The 16,477-nt window shown below is 41.7% G+C and carries 15 protein-coding genes; 6 read left to right on the top strand and 9 right to left on the bottom strand.

Features of this window, described 5'->3' with window-relative positions:
- Positions 1-16: 16 nt before the first annotated feature.
- The 4 genes from G9Q97_RS24135 to G9Q97_RS24120 all read right to left on the bottom strand — a co-directional run bounded on the left by G9Q97_RS24135 (position 17) and on the right by G9Q97_RS24120 (position 2,850).
- Positions 17-961 carry a DUF4097 family beta strand repeat-containing protein gene (locus G9Q97_RS24135; RefSeq protein WP_166151750.1) on the bottom strand — a complete coding sequence of 315 codons (945 nt, stop codon included), beginning with the start codon at positions 959-961 and terminating at the stop codon, positions 17-19.
- Positions 954-1,334, bottom strand: coding sequence for a TM2 domain-containing protein (locus G9Q97_RS24130; RefSeq protein ID WP_166151748.1), 381 nt, complete (start codon positions 1,332-1,334; stop codon positions 954-956). The genes G9Q97_RS24135 and G9Q97_RS24130 overlap by 8 nt, the downstream gene beginning before the upstream one ends.
- Entirely contained in the window at positions 1,319-1,588 is a 270-nt protein-coding gene (locus G9Q97_RS24125; protein ID WP_246255855.1) for a DUF2752 domain-containing protein, read from the bottom strand. Before G9Q97_RS24125 ends, G9Q97_RS24130 begins: the two co-directional genes overlap by 16 nt.
- Positions 1,589-1,770: 182 nt before the next feature.
- Entirely contained in the window at positions 1,771-2,850 is a 1,080-nt protein-coding gene (locus tag G9Q97_RS24120) for an oxygenase MpaB family protein (protein ID WP_166151744.1), read from the bottom strand.
- A 60-nt stretch (positions 2,851-2,910) separates the two neighbouring features.
- On the opposite strand from G9Q97_RS24120, the gene G9Q97_RS24115 reads away from it, so the two are divergent.
- Complete coding sequence (locus G9Q97_RS24115) at positions 2,911-3,840, top strand: TolB family protein (protein WP_246255853.1); 930 nt, start codon at positions 2,911-2,913, stop codon at positions 3,838-3,840.
- Between the two features lie 406 nt (positions 3,841-4,246).
- On the opposite strand, the gene G9Q97_RS24110 is transcribed toward G9Q97_RS24115, so the two are convergent.
- Together G9Q97_RS24110 and G9Q97_RS24105 are read right to left on the bottom strand one after the other, a co-directional pair.
- Complete coding sequence (locus tag G9Q97_RS24110; protein WP_166151742.1) at positions 4,247-5,119, bottom strand: mechanosensitive ion channel family protein; 873 nt, start codon at positions 5,117-5,119, stop codon at positions 4,247-4,249.
- A 4-nt stretch (positions 5,120-5,123) separates the two neighbouring features.
- Positions 5,124-5,996 carry an alpha/beta hydrolase gene (locus tag G9Q97_RS24105; RefSeq protein WP_166151740.1) on the bottom strand — a complete coding sequence of 291 codons (873 nt, stop codon included), beginning with the start codon at positions 5,994-5,996 and terminating at the stop codon, positions 5,124-5,126.
- A gap of 417 nt (positions 5,997-6,413) precedes the next feature.
- Here G9Q97_RS24105 and G9Q97_RS24100 point away from each other — a divergent pair, with 417 nt between their 5' ends.
- The 4 genes from G9Q97_RS24100 to G9Q97_RS24085 all read left to right on the top strand — a co-directional run bounded on the left by G9Q97_RS24100 (position 6,414) and on the right by G9Q97_RS24085 (position 13,020).
- Positions 6,414-7,019, top strand: coding sequence for an outer membrane beta-barrel protein (locus G9Q97_RS24100; protein ID WP_166151738.1), 606 nt, complete (start codon positions 6,414-6,416; stop codon positions 7,017-7,019).
- The gene (locus G9Q97_RS24095; protein ID WP_166151736.1) at positions 7,016-7,675 is read left to right on the top strand and encodes a hypothetical protein; all 660 of its coding nucleotides are present in this window, start codon (positions 7,016-7,018) and stop codon (positions 7,673-7,675) included. Before G9Q97_RS24100 ends, G9Q97_RS24095 begins: the two co-directional genes overlap by 4 nt.
- A 529-nt stretch (positions 7,676-8,204) precedes the next feature.
- Positions 8,205-11,303, top strand: coding sequence for a SusC/RagA family TonB-linked outer membrane protein (locus tag G9Q97_RS24090; RefSeq protein ID WP_246255852.1), 3,099 nt, complete (start codon positions 8,205-8,207; stop codon positions 11,301-11,303).
- 13 nt (positions 11,304-11,316) lie between these two features.
- Complete coding sequence (locus G9Q97_RS24085) at positions 11,317-13,020, top strand: RagB/SusD family nutrient uptake outer membrane protein (RefSeq protein WP_166151734.1); 1,704 nt, start codon at positions 11,317-11,319, stop codon at positions 13,018-13,020.
- A gap of 229 nt (positions 13,021-13,249) precedes the next feature.
- Here G9Q97_RS24085 and G9Q97_RS24080 read toward each other — a convergent pair whose 3' ends face one another.
- From G9Q97_RS24080 to G9Q97_RS24070, 3 genes are all read right to left on the bottom strand, one after another.
- Positions 13,250-13,663 (bottom strand): hypothetical protein, encoded by a 414-nt coding sequence (locus tag G9Q97_RS24080; protein ID WP_246255851.1) that lies wholly within the window; start codon positions 13,661-13,663, stop codon positions 13,250-13,252.
- Positions 13,664-13,831: 168 nt separating this feature from the next.
- Positions 13,832-14,275: a GNAT family N-acetyltransferase gene (locus G9Q97_RS24075; RefSeq protein ID WP_166151732.1), complete on the bottom strand. Its 444-nt coding sequence runs from the start codon at positions 14,273-14,275 to the stop codon at positions 13,832-13,834.
- Between the two features lie 123 nt (positions 14,276-14,398).
- Positions 14,399-14,899, bottom strand: a complete 501-nt coding sequence (locus G9Q97_RS24070; RefSeq protein WP_166151730.1) for a hypothetical protein — start codon at positions 14,897-14,899, stop codon at positions 14,399-14,401.
- Between the two features lie 231 nt (positions 14,900-15,130).
- Here G9Q97_RS24070 and G9Q97_RS24065 point away from each other — a divergent pair, with 231 nt between their 5' ends.
- Complete coding sequence (locus G9Q97_RS24065) at positions 15,131-16,105, top strand: aldo/keto reductase (protein WP_166151728.1); 975 nt, start codon at positions 15,131-15,133, stop codon at positions 16,103-16,105.
- The last annotated feature ends 372 nt before the right edge of the window (positions 16,106-16,477 follow it).

Genomic DNA, 16,477 nt, shown 5'->3' with positions numbered 1-16,477 from the left:
CTTTTTTTTGCCTTTTTTAACTGCCCTGTATATCCAATCTTCCGGATTGAAGTTTGCCTTTAATGGTTGTTTCGGCGCCATGATCGATGATCAGATCCTCACTACTGGATCGATCTCCTATACTAAGTCTGCCACTACCTACTTTAAAATCAAAATTATACTTATTGAGGTCAGAAATCGTTTCAATTTTCATGTAGCCAGAGGAGGCTGATAATTGGGTTTCCTTTCCCAATCCGCAGTTTACGGCAGACAGCATGCCTGAAGAAATAGAGATTGCGCCCAAACTTTCCACGCTTTCCAGATCGGCTTTTCCGGAACTCATTTCCCCGGTGACAAGGCCATTGACATCAGAAATTTTCACCAATCCGCTAGAGCCTTTAAACCTGACATTCCCTTTCATTCCTTGTAAAGACCCCATTCCTGAAGACAATTCCAGATTTAAATCTCCCTGAATATTTTCCAAATCAGCTTTTCCTGACGAAATTTTGACATGAAGGTTAGGGGATTCCAGGTTGCTGGCTTCAATTTTGCCAGAACTCCCCCTAAGTTCAATGAATTCATGACGTACATTATTGACCTCCATTTTTCCGGATGAACTGTGCATGTCAAGCGCCATTTCCGATGGACCTGTCATACTGATAAACCCCTTAACCCTATTCCCGAAGAAGAAGGAAAAATCAATGTCCGGATCAAATTCAACAATCAGTTCGTCGCCTGACCTATTGAACACTACTCCTTCCAAATCCGGGTCAGTGGAGGTGATGTACGCACTCAGGTAAACCTTGTCAGTGTCTTCTCCACCGGTATAACTTATTTCAAGTGCTCCTCCGTTGACCGTAACTTTTTTAATTCCCTCATATGAAGTTTCCAGGTCAGATATGGTTTCCATGGGCAAGGGATTGCAACCAATGAGGCAACTGGATATAGCCAGAAGCAGAAGGGCAAATCGGCTCTTATTCATTTTTATCCTCCTGTTTAAGGTTACTGCTCATTGACATTAATGATATGGTCTCATGTGCAACCTTGATATTGAACTCGTAAGCAAGGCTTTTGTAATTGACCAAATCCACGATAGTCCCGATAAAACACAGTCCCACAGTCAAAAGATATAAAATACCCAAACCAATTTGTCCCAAAATAAAACGGTGCAATCCAGCAAAGCCGAAAAAGCCTATCAGGGTCAAAATCAAGATCATCTGGCTATCTTTTCTCCGGGCTCGGTAAACCTGAGAAAAAAGGGCTGCCTGCTCCTCATTCATGTCTTTTAAAATACCCTGAATGTATCCCAATTCCATTCCTTCCAATTCAGGTAAGTGTTTCAATACGTTTGCCATAACTTTTTTTGTTTTTTAATAAGAAATATCAAATCAACCAGACGCCACAGAATCACTGTCAGTGCAAAAACTCCCAATGGGTGAAGCTGCCATGAAACTAGAAACTCTCCATGCATCAAATGGTGCAAAGACCTGCCCAATCCACATCCGGGGCACCAGGAAAAACCCAGGTTATCCAATGGACATAGACTGAAATGATGATCTGATGCACTTCCAAAAAAATATATTCCCAGTAGTGCAAGGGTCCACGTCATCAATTCCAAAAGTCCTGGTGGTAAAGGTCGCATGACAATAAACATACGAAATGAATGCCATTATTAAAAGGATGTATTCTGGCCGCTAAGGGGCATTTTTTAAAAGTTGATGTTCGGAAGCAATACATTTTATGTCCGGTTTTGGACAATGAATTGATAATAATTGCCGGAATTCGACATGTTTACTTTCGGGGCATTGGCAGGTTGATCCCAACTTCCACCCCCAAAGCCTTTTGCGTGTTGGTTAGAAACTCTTTATAAATGGAATGGAATGTTGAATTTCCCGCACTCTGGCTGAAAGGGCTAAATTTATTGAGGTTCTTAAGAAAAAATTCCGGCAATTTTTGGCTGGCATTAAGTTCCAGAATACGGCTAATTTCCTCACCCAGATAATATTGTAAAATATTTTCTAAAAACGGAGAAAGCTCCGGTCTGAATAAATTTTTTCTATAAAAATTCAACAGGGAATGTAGCAATACTTTGCCCGCTATGGATTTTTTTAAATGCCTCTTTCTAATGATCTTTTCTAATTCAAATGCTTCCTTGTTGGACGCTGGCCAAAATTTAGTGTCAATGCCCAGATAATAGCCTACCAAACCCCAGTAGGCCAAAAGCATCTCCCGTTCCTTGGAGGAAATGGAATGATTGGACTTTTGAATTCCCCTACTTATCAATAAACTGAAAGTAAGGTTTGTTGACAATAAATCTTCCTGGTTGATGGGTCGACCCCATGACTGATCCCAGTCTACGGCATGTTTTTTTATGAAATGCCTGGACATGGCATGGATCAACCTCACCTTAGCGAGGACCATTAAAACCCTTTTATCACTTTCAAAAGCTCCGGGACGATAACACTCCAATACGAAAAGGGCAGTTTCTGCCAATCGTTCACCCGGATTTTCAACAATTTTTCTTGACCTCACCAATACCTCAGCACCGTCTCCAAAGGCATAGGTATAAGGCAAGGAATAGAAACCAAGCAGAGACAAAATCATGCTGGAATATTTTTCAAAAAAAAACTGTGCTTCCCGAATAAATGGAGCTTCTTTGTGGGGATGGTCTTTCAGGAAAAATTCGAAATAGTTCTTTACGGCTGGTGGGAAAATATCAGGCAGGCTATCGGGGATTTCTTGCCATGAATTGATGCCTGAAAGCAACTCTTTTTCCAATAGAAGTGAACAAACGGCCTTGTCAGCGAGTCCGTCCTCAAGATGTCTAAGTTGATTTAAATGTTTATCTGTGTATAAATCTAATTTTCCCACTGAGAATATAACAAGTATTTTGTAGATTAGTTTTAAATTAAATTTAAACCAGCTTTTTTTATGCCTTTTTATAGAATCAAAAAATTTCCAGCTCCCTACATCCTTATTATTCTTTTTATTTACCTATGTGGAATTGGCAACATGAGCCTTGCACAGCAATCCACTGATCTGTTTTTAGTAGACACCAGAAACAATTTGCTGGGTTTCAAGATCTTTTCAGGAACTGCTGAGAAAATAACAGAAAATGAATTTTACGATAACCAGCCAAAGTTTATCAATGATTTACAGTTGGTTTTTTCATCTGAAGACCCGTCTGGTAATTTTGATATTATCATGTACAATTGGGAAAGTGAAAAATTCACCAACATGACCCGAACCAAAAACAAAAGTGAATTTTCTCCAGACTTAACCAACTGTGGACAATACATATCGGCCATAACAGTAGAGGAGGACAGCAGCCAAAGGCTCTGGCTATACCCTATTAATTTGGGAGAGCCCGAACTATTGTATGATGATATTCAACCCGTGGGGTATTACGGATGGCATGAGGATGTGGCTGCGCTTTTTGTTATCGGTGAGCCCAATCGCCTGGTGTTCCCTTATAGCAGGGATGATGTCCATGAGATTGCGGTTAATACGGGGAGGTCTGTTCAAAAAAGACCGAAGAAAGGGGAAATAGTGTTTCTGGATAAAAACAACAATATAGTAGCAGATGGGAAAACCACTTATGAATTGAAAGCCTATGATATTGAAAAAAGGGAAACAACAAGTTTAGGTTTGGCACTGGGAGGAGCAGAGGATTTTTGCTGGGTGGATAAAAATACCTTGTTGATGGGCAGAGGAAATGATTTGTACATGCGGAAAGTAAATAAAAGTATACAATGGGAAAAAATAGCCACTTTCAGCATTCCCGGCTACGGTAATATCAGTAGAATATCCATTAGTCCGGACAATAAAAAGTTGGCCCTTACTTTTGAGCAATTGGACTGAATGTAAAAAAAAAAGAAAACCATATATGACATATGAGGTTTTTTTGATCCCTACTTTGCAATCCCTGTTGAACATGATGGGTTCAAAAGAAGTAGGCGTAGATTTCCACGATTTTTTTTGATTGCAGCCCCATCTTATATGGTAAAAAAAATGAATCATATATGGCATATAAGGTTTTCCTTTGACCCTATCATTATATCCATTAATGCCCTTTTTAATAATGAGGAAATCTTTTAGGGAATAACAAAAATGATCACTGATTAGGATTAATCTGATAAAACCACGGCAAAAACTCTTTTAATATTTGTTAACACTGGCCAGTAGGAGAGGGTACTTCCATATTGTTTTTTTTAAGGTAAGGATAAAATTAAAAATATCCTGTTTGCCACTTGCGATCAGGCTTTATTTAAATGCTTCCTTTTCCTGTCTGTAAAGGGCTTTTGATTTCAATAATTTTTCCTGGCAAAGGCACTCCTTCTTTTTCCAGTGCTTTTAATACAGCAATAATGGCCTGGGAACGAACCTGCACATCCGGTTGCTTCCTGTCATAGGTATTAACCCAATAATTCACGCGTACCTGTAGGGAATTATCGCCCATTTCGGTAACCAGTGCCACAGGTTTCTTTTTTCCTGTCAAGACACCAGGTACTTGCTGCATGGTTTGAGTGATTAGTGCTATTGCTTTTTGGTAATCGCAGCCATAACCCAGGCCCACTGTAAATCCGTAGCTCAGGTAGCCATCAATGGTAAAATTGATCAAAGGACTCTTGATAATGGATGCATTGGGTAGAAATACGTCCTTGCCATCCGGCGTTTTTATCTGGGTATCCCGTAAGTTAAGGGCCAGAATTTTCCCGCTGATGCCTGTGATTTCCACAATATCTCCCACCTTAAAGGGTCTTTTGAAAGCCAGTAAAATCCCGGCCAGAAAATTTTCACCGATATCCTTAAGCGCAAAGCCTATAATGAATGCAGTAATGCCAGCTCCAGCCAATAACCCACTTACCGCACCTGTGAGACCCAAAAAACGAAGTACCAGGGTTATCCCGAACAGCATTATGAGGAGGCGAATACTACCGGCAATAAAAGCAGCCAGTAAACTGTCCTCCGTTCTTTTGTTGAGCCGGGTGCGGACGATTTTTTTTATCCACCTGGACAGGTAAATAAAAAACAAAAGAACTGCGAGCCCAATCAACAGGGCAATCAGCAACTGCCGCAAATCTGCTAAATCGCCAGTGACAAGTGCAGTTAATTTTTCCAGGGATTCATTAAAGTTCATGGATTTATCTGGGTATCAATTGCCGGTTATCTTTTAAAAGAAGTTGTCGAAGCCATTTCTCTGCCAGTCCGGGCCAGGTTTCGGCGGCAATATTTCCTTTTCGCAGGCCATATCCATGGCCACCTTCTGATAGAAAATGCAAAGTAACAGGCAGTTTTTGGTCACGAAGTGCTCCCGCCATTACCAAAGCACTGTTGCCATAGCGATCATCTGCGGTACCGAAGAGAAATTGCGGAGGAGTATCATCGCTAAGACGCAGTTCTGGTGTCAGGCTGCGATTTTTTCCTTCGTCCAGGTAGGCCGGATAGATCAGCAGGGCAAAATCCGGACGGGAAGAAAGGCTGTCCTTCTTGTCAACAGGAGTATAGGTACTTTCTGAAAATCGGGTGCTGGCTCTTGCTGCCAGGCTGCCACCCGCTGAAAAGCCCATAACTCCCAGGCGATCCGGGTCAAGCTGCCAATCAGCTGCCTGACCTCTAAGCAGCCGGAGGGCACGCTGCAGGTCCCAGAGAGCTGCATCTCTTTTGTCAGGGACCCTGTATTGAAGTACGAAGGCAGTGAATCCCAATTGATTGAGCCATTCCGCGACCTCGTAGCCTTCTTTGTCTATTGCCAGGATATTGTAGCCTCCGCCAGGACAAACGATGATCCCTGCCCCGTTAGCTGCGCCTTTGGGTTTGAAGACCATTATGGCCGGGTCGGTAATATCGGTTAGCCGCGTGACCTCACCACTGGTATTGGGGGTCTGAACGGGCGGATGCTTGGCTCCGGTCTCACCGGGGACCTTATCCGGCCACAGGTAAAGCGTGTCGGTTCCTTGTGCTTTGCTCATGAGGGAGAAGATAAGCAAAAAGAAAAAGATTAAATACGTTTTCATGTGTCTTTAATTTGTTCTTTAATGGGCATAACTTGCGCCAATTTATCGGGTTGGAATCTCGCAGGGTTGTGAGTCTTCCCTCTGTGTGACGGCTACTTGTTGCAAGATTTCAAAATTACCGGAATGCATATATAATGGAATCCGCCTCATTGGCAAGGTAAGATAGTAGTTTTACCTTAAATCCTGTAAAAAAGAGTGGAAAATGCCGGTTTTCTTTCTCCACCATCAAACCTTTTGGACTATCTTTTAAGCTCAGTTTTTGACCTGTAAAAGGATCTATGAAATTTTTGAAGCCCCAAAAGCTTTTAAATTTTCCCATTGTAAGTCAAACCATTAAATTAAAATTTTCGTAATATAACTAACAAACCATTAAATTTAATTTTTAAATTAATCCTATTTAACAAAAACCCTTTTTCTATGAAGCACCTATTTCTACTCTTTATTTTTGTATCCGGGATTTCCAATGCCTTTGCCCAGTTTAATAAAGGGGATAAGTTTGCGGGAGGAAGTTTTGGTTTATCCATCAATACCAGCGAAGTAATTGCCCAATCAAACAACTCCAATTTTAGTATCCATCTTAATCCAAATTTGGGCTTTTTTGTAAGTGAGTCTGCTGCAATCGGGCTTATTCCCCAAATCAACTTTAGTAGAAGTACTTCAACTAACGTGAATGGGGGTAAATCCACAACCAACAGCCTCTCGGGAGGAATGGGTGTTTTTTATAGAAAGTATTTCACAGTGGCTGAAAATTTCTCCCTCTTTTTTGAGCCAAGAGCAGTATACACAGGTGCTATCATACGAGATGATGGCTTTAATAATTTTTCCTTATCCATCTCCCCGGGGGCAGCTTATAGAATCAGCTCCAAATGGATGGTGGAAGCCACTTTAGGAGGCCTGCTTTATTCCAGGTCATTGGATCAATTGGGAACAGACCAGGAATCCAGTGATTCCCGATTTGCATTTGATTTAATCACCACCAATAGTGTAGGGCTGATCTATTTTTTTAAACAGAAAGACCAATGAAGAAGCTAACTTACCTTTTTTTGAGCATTGGGCTTTATTTTATAGGCTTCCAGGCCATTGGGCAGGTAGCACAGGGCACTCATGCGTTGGGATTAAAAATCGATTGGAACAGCAGAACTATAGAGAATGGATTGGACAGTCAAATTGATAATCTCCGATTAACGCCTTCTTATTCCTATTTTATTAAAGATAGGCTGAGTATTATAGGTGGAGGAAGCTACCAAAGCAATAAAGGTAACAATGATTATCAAGGCTCAGACTTTCAAGGGTTGGCCTACGGATTTGAAAGAAAAGAGGTGGACGTTTTTATGGGGTTGAGAAGATACATTGAGGTCCAACCCAAGTTGTTTTTGATGGGCACCTATGAATTAAATTACCATTGGAATGAAACTTATGTAGAACAAATGCAACAAGGAGATAGATCCAATTCCCTGCAGACTGCCAGGAATGTAGGCCTTTTTGGCAATCTGGGACTGGCCTATTTTCCACATGAAAAATTCAGTTTTGAACTTATTTTTTTAGATGCCCGGTTTTTTAGAATTTATAATAAAAGAAGATTTTATAGAGAATTGAACACCACCAAATATCAGGGATGGGGTTTTGAATTAGCCGGTTTTCTCAACCAACCCAGTCTTGGGCTAAGGTACTTTTTCTAAATAAGGGAAAACATCATATTAAAATTTCATTTGTCGAGCTAATGGTTGCCAGATTCCATCTTGAAAAGCCTTTTCAAGATGGCCCTTCATTTTAGGGCAGGCTCTTCATTCGAATTGTAGGTATTTCTTTTTAAAATAAAGCCTTCAATACTAAAACTATTTTTTATACAGGTATTGGGTATAAGTTCCTGTTTTACCAATTATAATTTGAAATTATACCATTGAAGGAACAAATATTTAAAAAAAGTATTAAATGCCAATTTAATCACTAAATTGAATATCATAATACACCAACTATTTATTATAGGAAAAGGAAATGTCATGGCGATAGTTTTAGGTGATCTTCTCCTTTTCTAAGATTCTGATTTTGAAAACAACAAGGTAAAGTGGTATAAAATCCGCTCTACAATTTGGATTTTACAATTAGTTAAACCCCCTGCCTATGAAGAAAGGTACTTAAAGGAGATCGGCAAAGGATTTCCGGAATGTAAAAAAAATGAATATCAATTAATTTAAACCCCAAAATTTCATGAAAAAAACAATTCCAAACCTTTTTAAAAAGGCAGGTAAAAAACTATTGTATGGCAATCTTCTGTTAATGATTGTTATACCGACTTCAATGGCAATCAATCTGGATGGTATGGCAAGGGATCATAACAGCTATGCAGATGTGGTTGATGTGTTGATAATTGTTACAGGTAGGGTTACCGACCAGCTAGGAGAGGGCATTCCCGGTGCTACGATTCTGGTTCAGGGTACCTCCGTAGGAACTGCCACTGATATCAATGGTGAATACCAAATTGAGGCCCAGGAGGGGGCTGTTTTGGTTGTTTCTTTTGTCGGATACAAAACCAAACAAGTCACCGTAGGAAACCAAACCCAATTGGACATTGTACTAGAGGAGGATTTTTCTTCTCTGGATGAAGTAGTTGTAGTAGGTTACGGGTCTCAGGAGAAAAGGAATATTACCGGGGCTATATCCTCTTTAGATGAAAAATCCATAAAGGAAATCCCGGTAGCGAGTGCTGTTGAAGCCATGCAAGGTCAGGTAGCAGGTGTGGATATTGTATCCTCAGGAGGCAGGCCAGGACAAAATCCCCAGATACTTATCCGTGGAAGAAGGTCCATTTCCGCTTCTAATGACCCTTTATACGTTATTGATGGCATTCCCCAAACCAGTGCCACCAGTGCCATTTTTGATATTAATCCCCAGGATATTACCTCCATGGAGGTATTAAAGGATGCGGCAGCAACTGCCATCTATGGTTCCAGAGGCGCCAATGGGGTTATTATTATTACGACCAAAAGAGGTTCTACCGGAAAAACCACCGTTTCTTATGAAGGATATTATGGGATCTCCAATGTCACCAATATGGTGGACATGATGAACGGACAACAATATGCTGCCATGAAAAGAGAGGCCAGAAGGTGGGATCCCGATACCGGTCAGCCCTCCTGGAATGGTGTAGTGCCATCCGATGAACAGGTATTTCTGGATCCCACTGAACTGGAATCCGTCAATATGGGAAGGTCCACCGACTGGTTGGATTTGATCATAGGGCAGGGACATCAAACCAATCATCAGGTGAGTGTCAATGGTGGCAGTGAGAAAACCCAGTTTAACATATCATTGGGTTATTTCAACGAGGAAGGAATTGTGGACAACATGGATTACACCCGGGCCACTGCCCGGATCAATCTGGATCATTCAATCAGTAAGGTTTTTAAAGTAGGCACATCATTTTTAGCTTCTTTTGCCATTCAGAATTGGGGATCAGGATCAGCCATTGGAGAGGCAGTATCCAATAATCCCCTCGGCGTACCTTTTAATGAGGATGGTAGTTTGCGGTTTTTACCTACCAATGACGGCATCCGGACAAACCCTTTAAATGAATTGGTGCCCGGGGCATATGTGGATGAACGAAAGTCTACAAGGATATTTGCCCCGGTCTATATGGAAGCTAAGATTGTTGAGGGCTTAACTTTCCGGGTCAATGCAGGCCCCGATATCAGGTACAATAGGATTGGGAACTTCAGGGCCAGCCAAACCAATACAAACAGGGGAGGTCCCGCCAGTGCTTCCATTGAAAACCAGGCAGATTTTGGATATACTGTTGAAAATATACTAAACTTTAATAAGAACTTTGGAGAAAACCATTCCTTTCAGGCTACCTTTTTACAAAGTATACAGGGATTGAGGACAGAACAGCATGGCACCGAAGTTTCTAACCTTCCTTATGAATCCCAGTTGTTTTATGATATTGGGACAGCTGAAGTCAAGGGGAATTTGAGCAGTAGATTGGAGGAATGGACTCTTTCCTCTTATATGGGAAGGGTAAACTATGACTTCATGGGAAAATATCTTTTTCAGGCTACTTTAAGATCAGATGGCTCGTCCAGGTTGGGGCCGGGAAAGAAATGGGCTTATTTTCCAGGGGGTTCTATGGGATGGCGTGTAATCGAAGAGGGCTTTTTAAGAGATCAAAATTTATTGACAGAACTTAAGTTAAGGGTCTCTTATGGGCAGGTAGGAAACACCTCAGTAGATCCCTACCAAACTCTAGGCAGGTTAAGGAGAACCGTATATGCTTTAGGGGATACGCCTTATTTGGGATTTGGTTTAAATGAAATTCCAAACAGTGATTTGGGTTGGGAAATTTCGGCAACCACGAATTTAGGTGTTGATTTTGGCTTTTTCAACAACCGGCTTTCTGGTTCATTCGAATATTATATTACCAATACAACAGATATTTTATTGGAAAGGAACCTGCCCTATACCTCTGGTTATCAGAATATCCTCCAAAATATTGGGGCCACCAAAACCAACGGAATGGAGTTGACCCTGAATGCCACCCCGATCGACAAAATGAATTTCCGATGGGATGTTCAATTCAACGTTTCCAGATATAGAGAACAAATTACTGATCTTGTCTTCAGGGACGAAAATGGCAATCCAATTGACGATACGGGTAACCAATGGTTCATTGGACAACCGATAAGGGTGTTTTTCGATTATGAAAAAATTGGTATTTGGCAAGCAGATGAAGTGGATATGGCCAGGGAAATGGAAAACAAATTTCCCGGTGAGATCAGGTTGAAAGATCAGGATGGAGATAATAGGATCACGCCGGACGACAGGTTGGTGTTGGGATCTGATGTTCCTGATTATGTAGGAGGAATAACCAACAGGTTTCAAATCAAAAACTTTGATTTAAGCTTCTTCTTTTTTTACAGGATGGGTCACATGATCAGAAGTAGATTTCATGATTCCAACAATAACCTCGAGGCAAGGTACAATAACCTAAATGTGGATTACTGGACAATTGATAACCCAAGCAATGCCAATCCCAGGCCCAATGTTTATCAGGAATTTCCCAGAGACTCATCCACCAGGAGTTACTTCGATGGCAGTTTTGTGAAATTGAGAAATGTCACCCTTGGATATAATCTACCAGTAAGTCTCGCAGAAAAGATGGCCATGAGCAGGTTAAGGATTTATGCATCTGCTCAAAATCCTGTATTCTGGTCCACATTCGACACCTGGGATCCGGAGTTGGCAGGTGATATTACCGCTGGTTCCATTCCATCGGCGCGGCAATTTTTATTGGGGGTGAATGTATCATTTTAAAAAGAAAAAAATCATGAACAATAAATGGATTATTATTATTGTCCTGTTGTCAGGAATATTTAGCACCTCCTGTGAAGATTATCTGGAGGAAGATCTCATTTCAGGGGTATCAGCGGGTACTTATTATACCACCGCCAGCGGATTTGAGGCTGCAGTTGCTGCCACATATGCAGAGACCAAAAGCTTTTATGGTTGGGAGCGGGGTTTTACCATGACCGTTTTTGGGACGGATCTGCATACGAATGGTAGGGGAGGAAGTCATAAAATGATCAATTTTTATGATGGAGCTTTCAGTCCGGCACAAGGTTTTGTGAGGGACACCTGGAGGGATTTCTACAGGGGAATCAACCAGGCGAATGCTGTCATCAACCGGTCAGAAAACGTAAATGGAGTTTCTGAGGCCATGAAAACTGCAAGGATTGCTGAAGTACGTTTTTTGAGAGCCCTTTTCTATTTCAATCTGGTGCGTTTTTTCGGGGACGTTCACCTTTCTTTGGAGGAAACAGTGGGAGTGGAAATTGAGGCCAACAGAACGCCTGCAGGGCAAATTTACAGTGAAGCCATAATTCCGGACCTGGAATTTGCCATTTCCAATTTACCGGATGCTCAAAATGATTATGGACGTGTCAGCAAACCTGCAGCAGAATTTCTCCTGGCAAAGGTGATGATGACCAGGGCCTACCAATCCTATGGACAGGGCAATGCAGATGCTCAGGAGGCAGAACGGTTAATGGGGAATGTAATTAACAATTATAATTTCAATTTGTTGCCTGATTTCGCAAATCTCTGGGATATCAACAATGAACGGAATAGCGAAATCATTTTTTCCATTCAGAATAATAAGAATCAAGTGGATGAAGGATTGGATACGCGTGGGCATAGTGGCCATTTATATTTCCTGATGGAATACGATATCTTACCGGGAATGGCCAGGGATACAGAAAATGGCAGGCCCTGGATAAGGTTTCGGCCTACCGACTTCCTTCTTGGCCTCTGGGACCGGGACATGGATGCTCGTTATGACAAAACCTATAAACATGCCTGGATATCCAATACTGAAAGTAGTATTCCTGAATGGACAGCAGAGGATGCCAATCAGGGCTATGTAGCCCCGAACCTGGTGGGTACCAAAAAGTACAGTATCGGTGACACAGCAGTTTTTATTCCGGGTCCAGGCAAAGATGAACTCTGGACTGAGGATAGGATCGGAAGAACTCCCTACCTGGTGATCACCAATAGTCAATATGATGAGAGATGGTACCCTACCTTGAACAAATGGATAGATCCAACCCGGCCAAATAGGCAACATCCTCCGGGACAAAGGGATCATCCTTTGATGCGCTTGGCAGACGCCTATTTGATCAGGGCAGAAGCCCGTATCATGCTGGGAGACCAGGAAGGTGCTGCAGAAGATATCAATAGTATAAGAAGAAGGGGGGCTTGGCCTGGTATGGAATCAGCAATCGAAATTGCGGCAGGTGAAGCGACACTGGATTTCCTTTTGGATGAAAGGGGGAGGGAGTTGGTTGGAGAAGGTCACCGTTGGTTTGACCTTGCCAGGACAGGAAAACTGGTAGAAAGGGTAAGGGCCCACAACCCGGAAGGCAGAAATAACATACAGGATTACCACATTTTCAGACCAATACCGCTGGAGCAAATTGATAGAACCAGTGGAGGGTATCAACAGAATTGTGGGTATATCGGAGCTGATTGTTAAGTGAATTAAAATTTAAGCGATATCAGTCTTTCCTCAAACAGGAAAAGATCGATATCGCTTTTTTCTTAAAGGCAAATAAATTCTTGTTTGCTCCCGGATTTTTAGACCTCACGCAGACCACCGCAATGCAATTGATAACCGGGGTTTAGCTTTTCATCATGGCAAGTGTCAAAAAAACAAAGAGGTACAGTTCGTTTCGTCCTGTAAAAATAGTCTTTTGTAATGATAGCTATTCCTCCATTTGCATTTCCGAGCTAATTACTTCAATCTCCAGGCTATTTCCAGTGGAACTACTTATCTTCCATTTCTGAACCTGAGTTCCTCCCCAGAACGCAGCAGTTAGTGTTATGATATCCCCCTCTTTTTCCCAGGTTCCTTCAAAATCACTAGTTACGATCGGAGGGGTGCCGCACCAACCGCTATTGGCCCGGTGGATCAATTTACCATTGCTTAGAAAGCGGTAGCCATAGGTGTTTTCCTGAAGCTGATTCACCTTTTCCATTTCAAAGCCATTTTCCCGGTACTCCAGATTGCTCCAGTTCCCTACCGGTACCGGGCCTGAGCTGAGGGCGGAAAGATCTTCATTTTCCATGCAGGAGAAAAGCAACAGGCCAAGCACAAAAGTAAATAAGGTTGTTTTCATGGGTAATTTTTTTGGTTTATATCACTGAGACGAGGGATTTGGTCAGTCTGTTGAGGTAGGGTGTTATTTTTTTGGTTTTTGGCATTATTTTGATCGGTGAAATTGGCTTTTGCATGCTATTCTACAGTTGCACTAAAAGGGAAAGGGAACTGTAGCTTTGCCATGGTTTTACAAATCATAAGTAAAGTGCCGCACATCTTCCTCCGAAGTGACCGGAGTGGACCGGTAAAAATCCAGCGCATATTTGTCTATCGTTTCGGCCTGAACAAACACTTCATCATATCCGGCAGCTTTACAATAATCCAAAACGGCGTTCATTAATTTTCTTCCAACCCCTTTTCTTTGGTGGGCAACTGAAACGGCCAAGTCATACACATAGCCTTGTTGTTTTTCGGAATAGTATTTATCCAGCGTGTGGCCCGTCAGGCCACCGATGATTTTCCCTTCCCATTCTGCCACAAAAACCATGAATCCAGGGTTCTGAATAACCTTTTCCAGGTACTCCCGGGCCGGCATAGAAAAGTTTTCCATTTCAAATACCTTTTCAAATACCTGAATAAGGGCCTGAAATTGATGGACTTCTGAGTGAGAAAGTTTTTTGATGGTTACCATGATGGAGATAGTAAATGTTAACTATAAAAATAAAATATTTTTTTAGAAAAAATGGATACTGACCGAATAAATAGGCAGGATTCAGGTCCCCTGGCTTGAGGAGAAGCCCCGTAATGAAACGCTTTATTTTCTCCGCTCAAAGAATTTATCCGGTACAAGAACATCCCCACCTACTATACCCCCGGGGATAAAGAAAGTATTGCCATTATCCCGAATTTCAAACCGCAGTGGATATTCACTGTTTGGTTCTACAAAGCCCTTGTCGAGTTCTTCTTTAGCATAGAATTGTTTTTCTGCGCCATAAGGCTTGTGAAGGAAATCGGTGCGGGCCAATCTGATCAGATTTTTTTCCGAACCAGCTCTAAATGTTCCCGTTTCGAGGAAATTGAACCCTAAGTCAAGGTCACTGTCTTTCTCTCGGAGGGTGGAACTGTAAGTATATGTTCCGTCAGCATCGAATTGAAAAGAGGTAACATAGTCCAGTTTAAGGTAATCATTAAAACCTACCATTTCCCAGGTACCCAAAACTGTTGAAGGAAAGGGCGGTAAAGTATCCTCCTCATTTTGACAGGAACTGAAAATCGACAGAATCAGTAGAAGCGGGAGCGTAAAGTGTTTTTCCATTTAGTTTTTGAGTTTCCTTTTTTTACGAAAATAAGTTAAACTTAGTTTTCTCTTTTTATGTTTATGAAAAAATGCCAAATAGCCTTATCCTGTTTATTTAAATAAGGTTACTGTAATTCGATTTAGTTTTAAGCATTAAAACATTTGGTTTATTAAATTTTTATTGAAATATTAAACTGATATCGTATTTCCAGCTTCCTAATCAATTTCTTATTCCTCAAAACATTTGCCATGAATTACAGAAAATTTGGAGAAACTGACTTGAGTGTAAGTGAAATAGGCTTTGGAGCCTGGGCTATTGGAGGTCCGGCCATGGCGGGAGATACCCCAATAGGCTGGGGACAAGTAGATGATGCCATTTCTAAAAAAGCTCTGCTAACCGCAAGGGACAGGGGTATCAACTTTTTCGATACAGCTGACTTTTATGGTTTGGGGCATTCAGAGGAGCTGATAGGTAAGGAGTTATCCAATGACCCAGAGGTAGTTTTGGCCTCCAAGGTAGGGCACCGGATAGATGGTAACGGCAATATATACATGGATTATTCCAAAAAGCACATTTTGGCCTCTTGCGAGGGCAGCTTAAAGCGGCTCAGAAGGGAGACCATCGATTTTTACCAATTGCATACTGCTAAAGTAGCTGATATGGAGAATGCTGAGTGCATTGAAGCATTGGAACAATTAAAAACGGAAGGTAAAATACGCCATTGGGGTGTTTCTCTGAATACTTTTGACCCTCAACCCGAAGCAGCTTATCTGCTTGGAAAGGGTTTGGGCCAGGGCTTTCAACTGGTGCTGAATATTTTAAACCAGGAAGCTTTGCCTGTTGTGGCAAATTCTGCCCGGTCTGCTTATGGGGTGATTGCCAGAATGCCTTTTCAATTTGGCTTGCTTACCGGGAAATTTACTAAAGCAACCCGTTTTTCTGAGGACGACCACCGAAGGTTCAGGCTCCCCCCTGATTTGTTGGGAAAATATTTGGATGCACTGGATCAGGTATGGCCGCTAGCGGAAAAATATGGGATCAGCCCGGGACAGTTGGCCTTGAGTTTTGTGCTTGGTTTTGAGGGGGTATCCACTGTGATACCTGGAATCAGAACCCCCGAGCAAGCCATTCAGAATACCGCAGGCACGGTGAAGTCAAGTGGTGAAGACCGGGCCTTTTTACAGTCTCTTTACCTGTCTCATTTCAAAGCACTTTTATTCTAAAATTGGTTTGCAGGAAGCATCAATTTTATTTTTTATTCAGAAATCTGAAATGCGGCCTTTCGGACAAAATACTGTTCGATACCGGACTCTGAAAATGGGTAGTTCCATTAAAACAACTCTGGGATGGCAAAAAGAGCCTTTCGAATTCCTGGCATTCAATTGGATCAGATAAAGTCAATACCACCATTAAAATTCAAATCATGAGCGCATTTACCGGACTGGTGCTTTGGGCTATTCTCTTTGTTCTTTGCTGGCCCCTCGCCATTTTGTTGTTATTCCTATACCCACTAATCTGGCTGATCCTGCTCCCATTTCGGCTTTTGGGCTTCGGAGTCACTCTTACTTTATCTATGATATTCGCTTTGTTTATGT

The organism is Cyclobacterium plantarum (assembly GCF_011290685.1).
GTDB classification, from domain to species: Bacteria; Bacteroidota; Bacteroidia; order Cytophagales; family Cyclobacteriaceae; genus Cyclobacterium; species Cyclobacterium plantarum.
The sequence above is the reverse complement of the archived record's forward strand: the minus strand, read 5'-3'. Positions and strand labels throughout refer to the sequence as shown.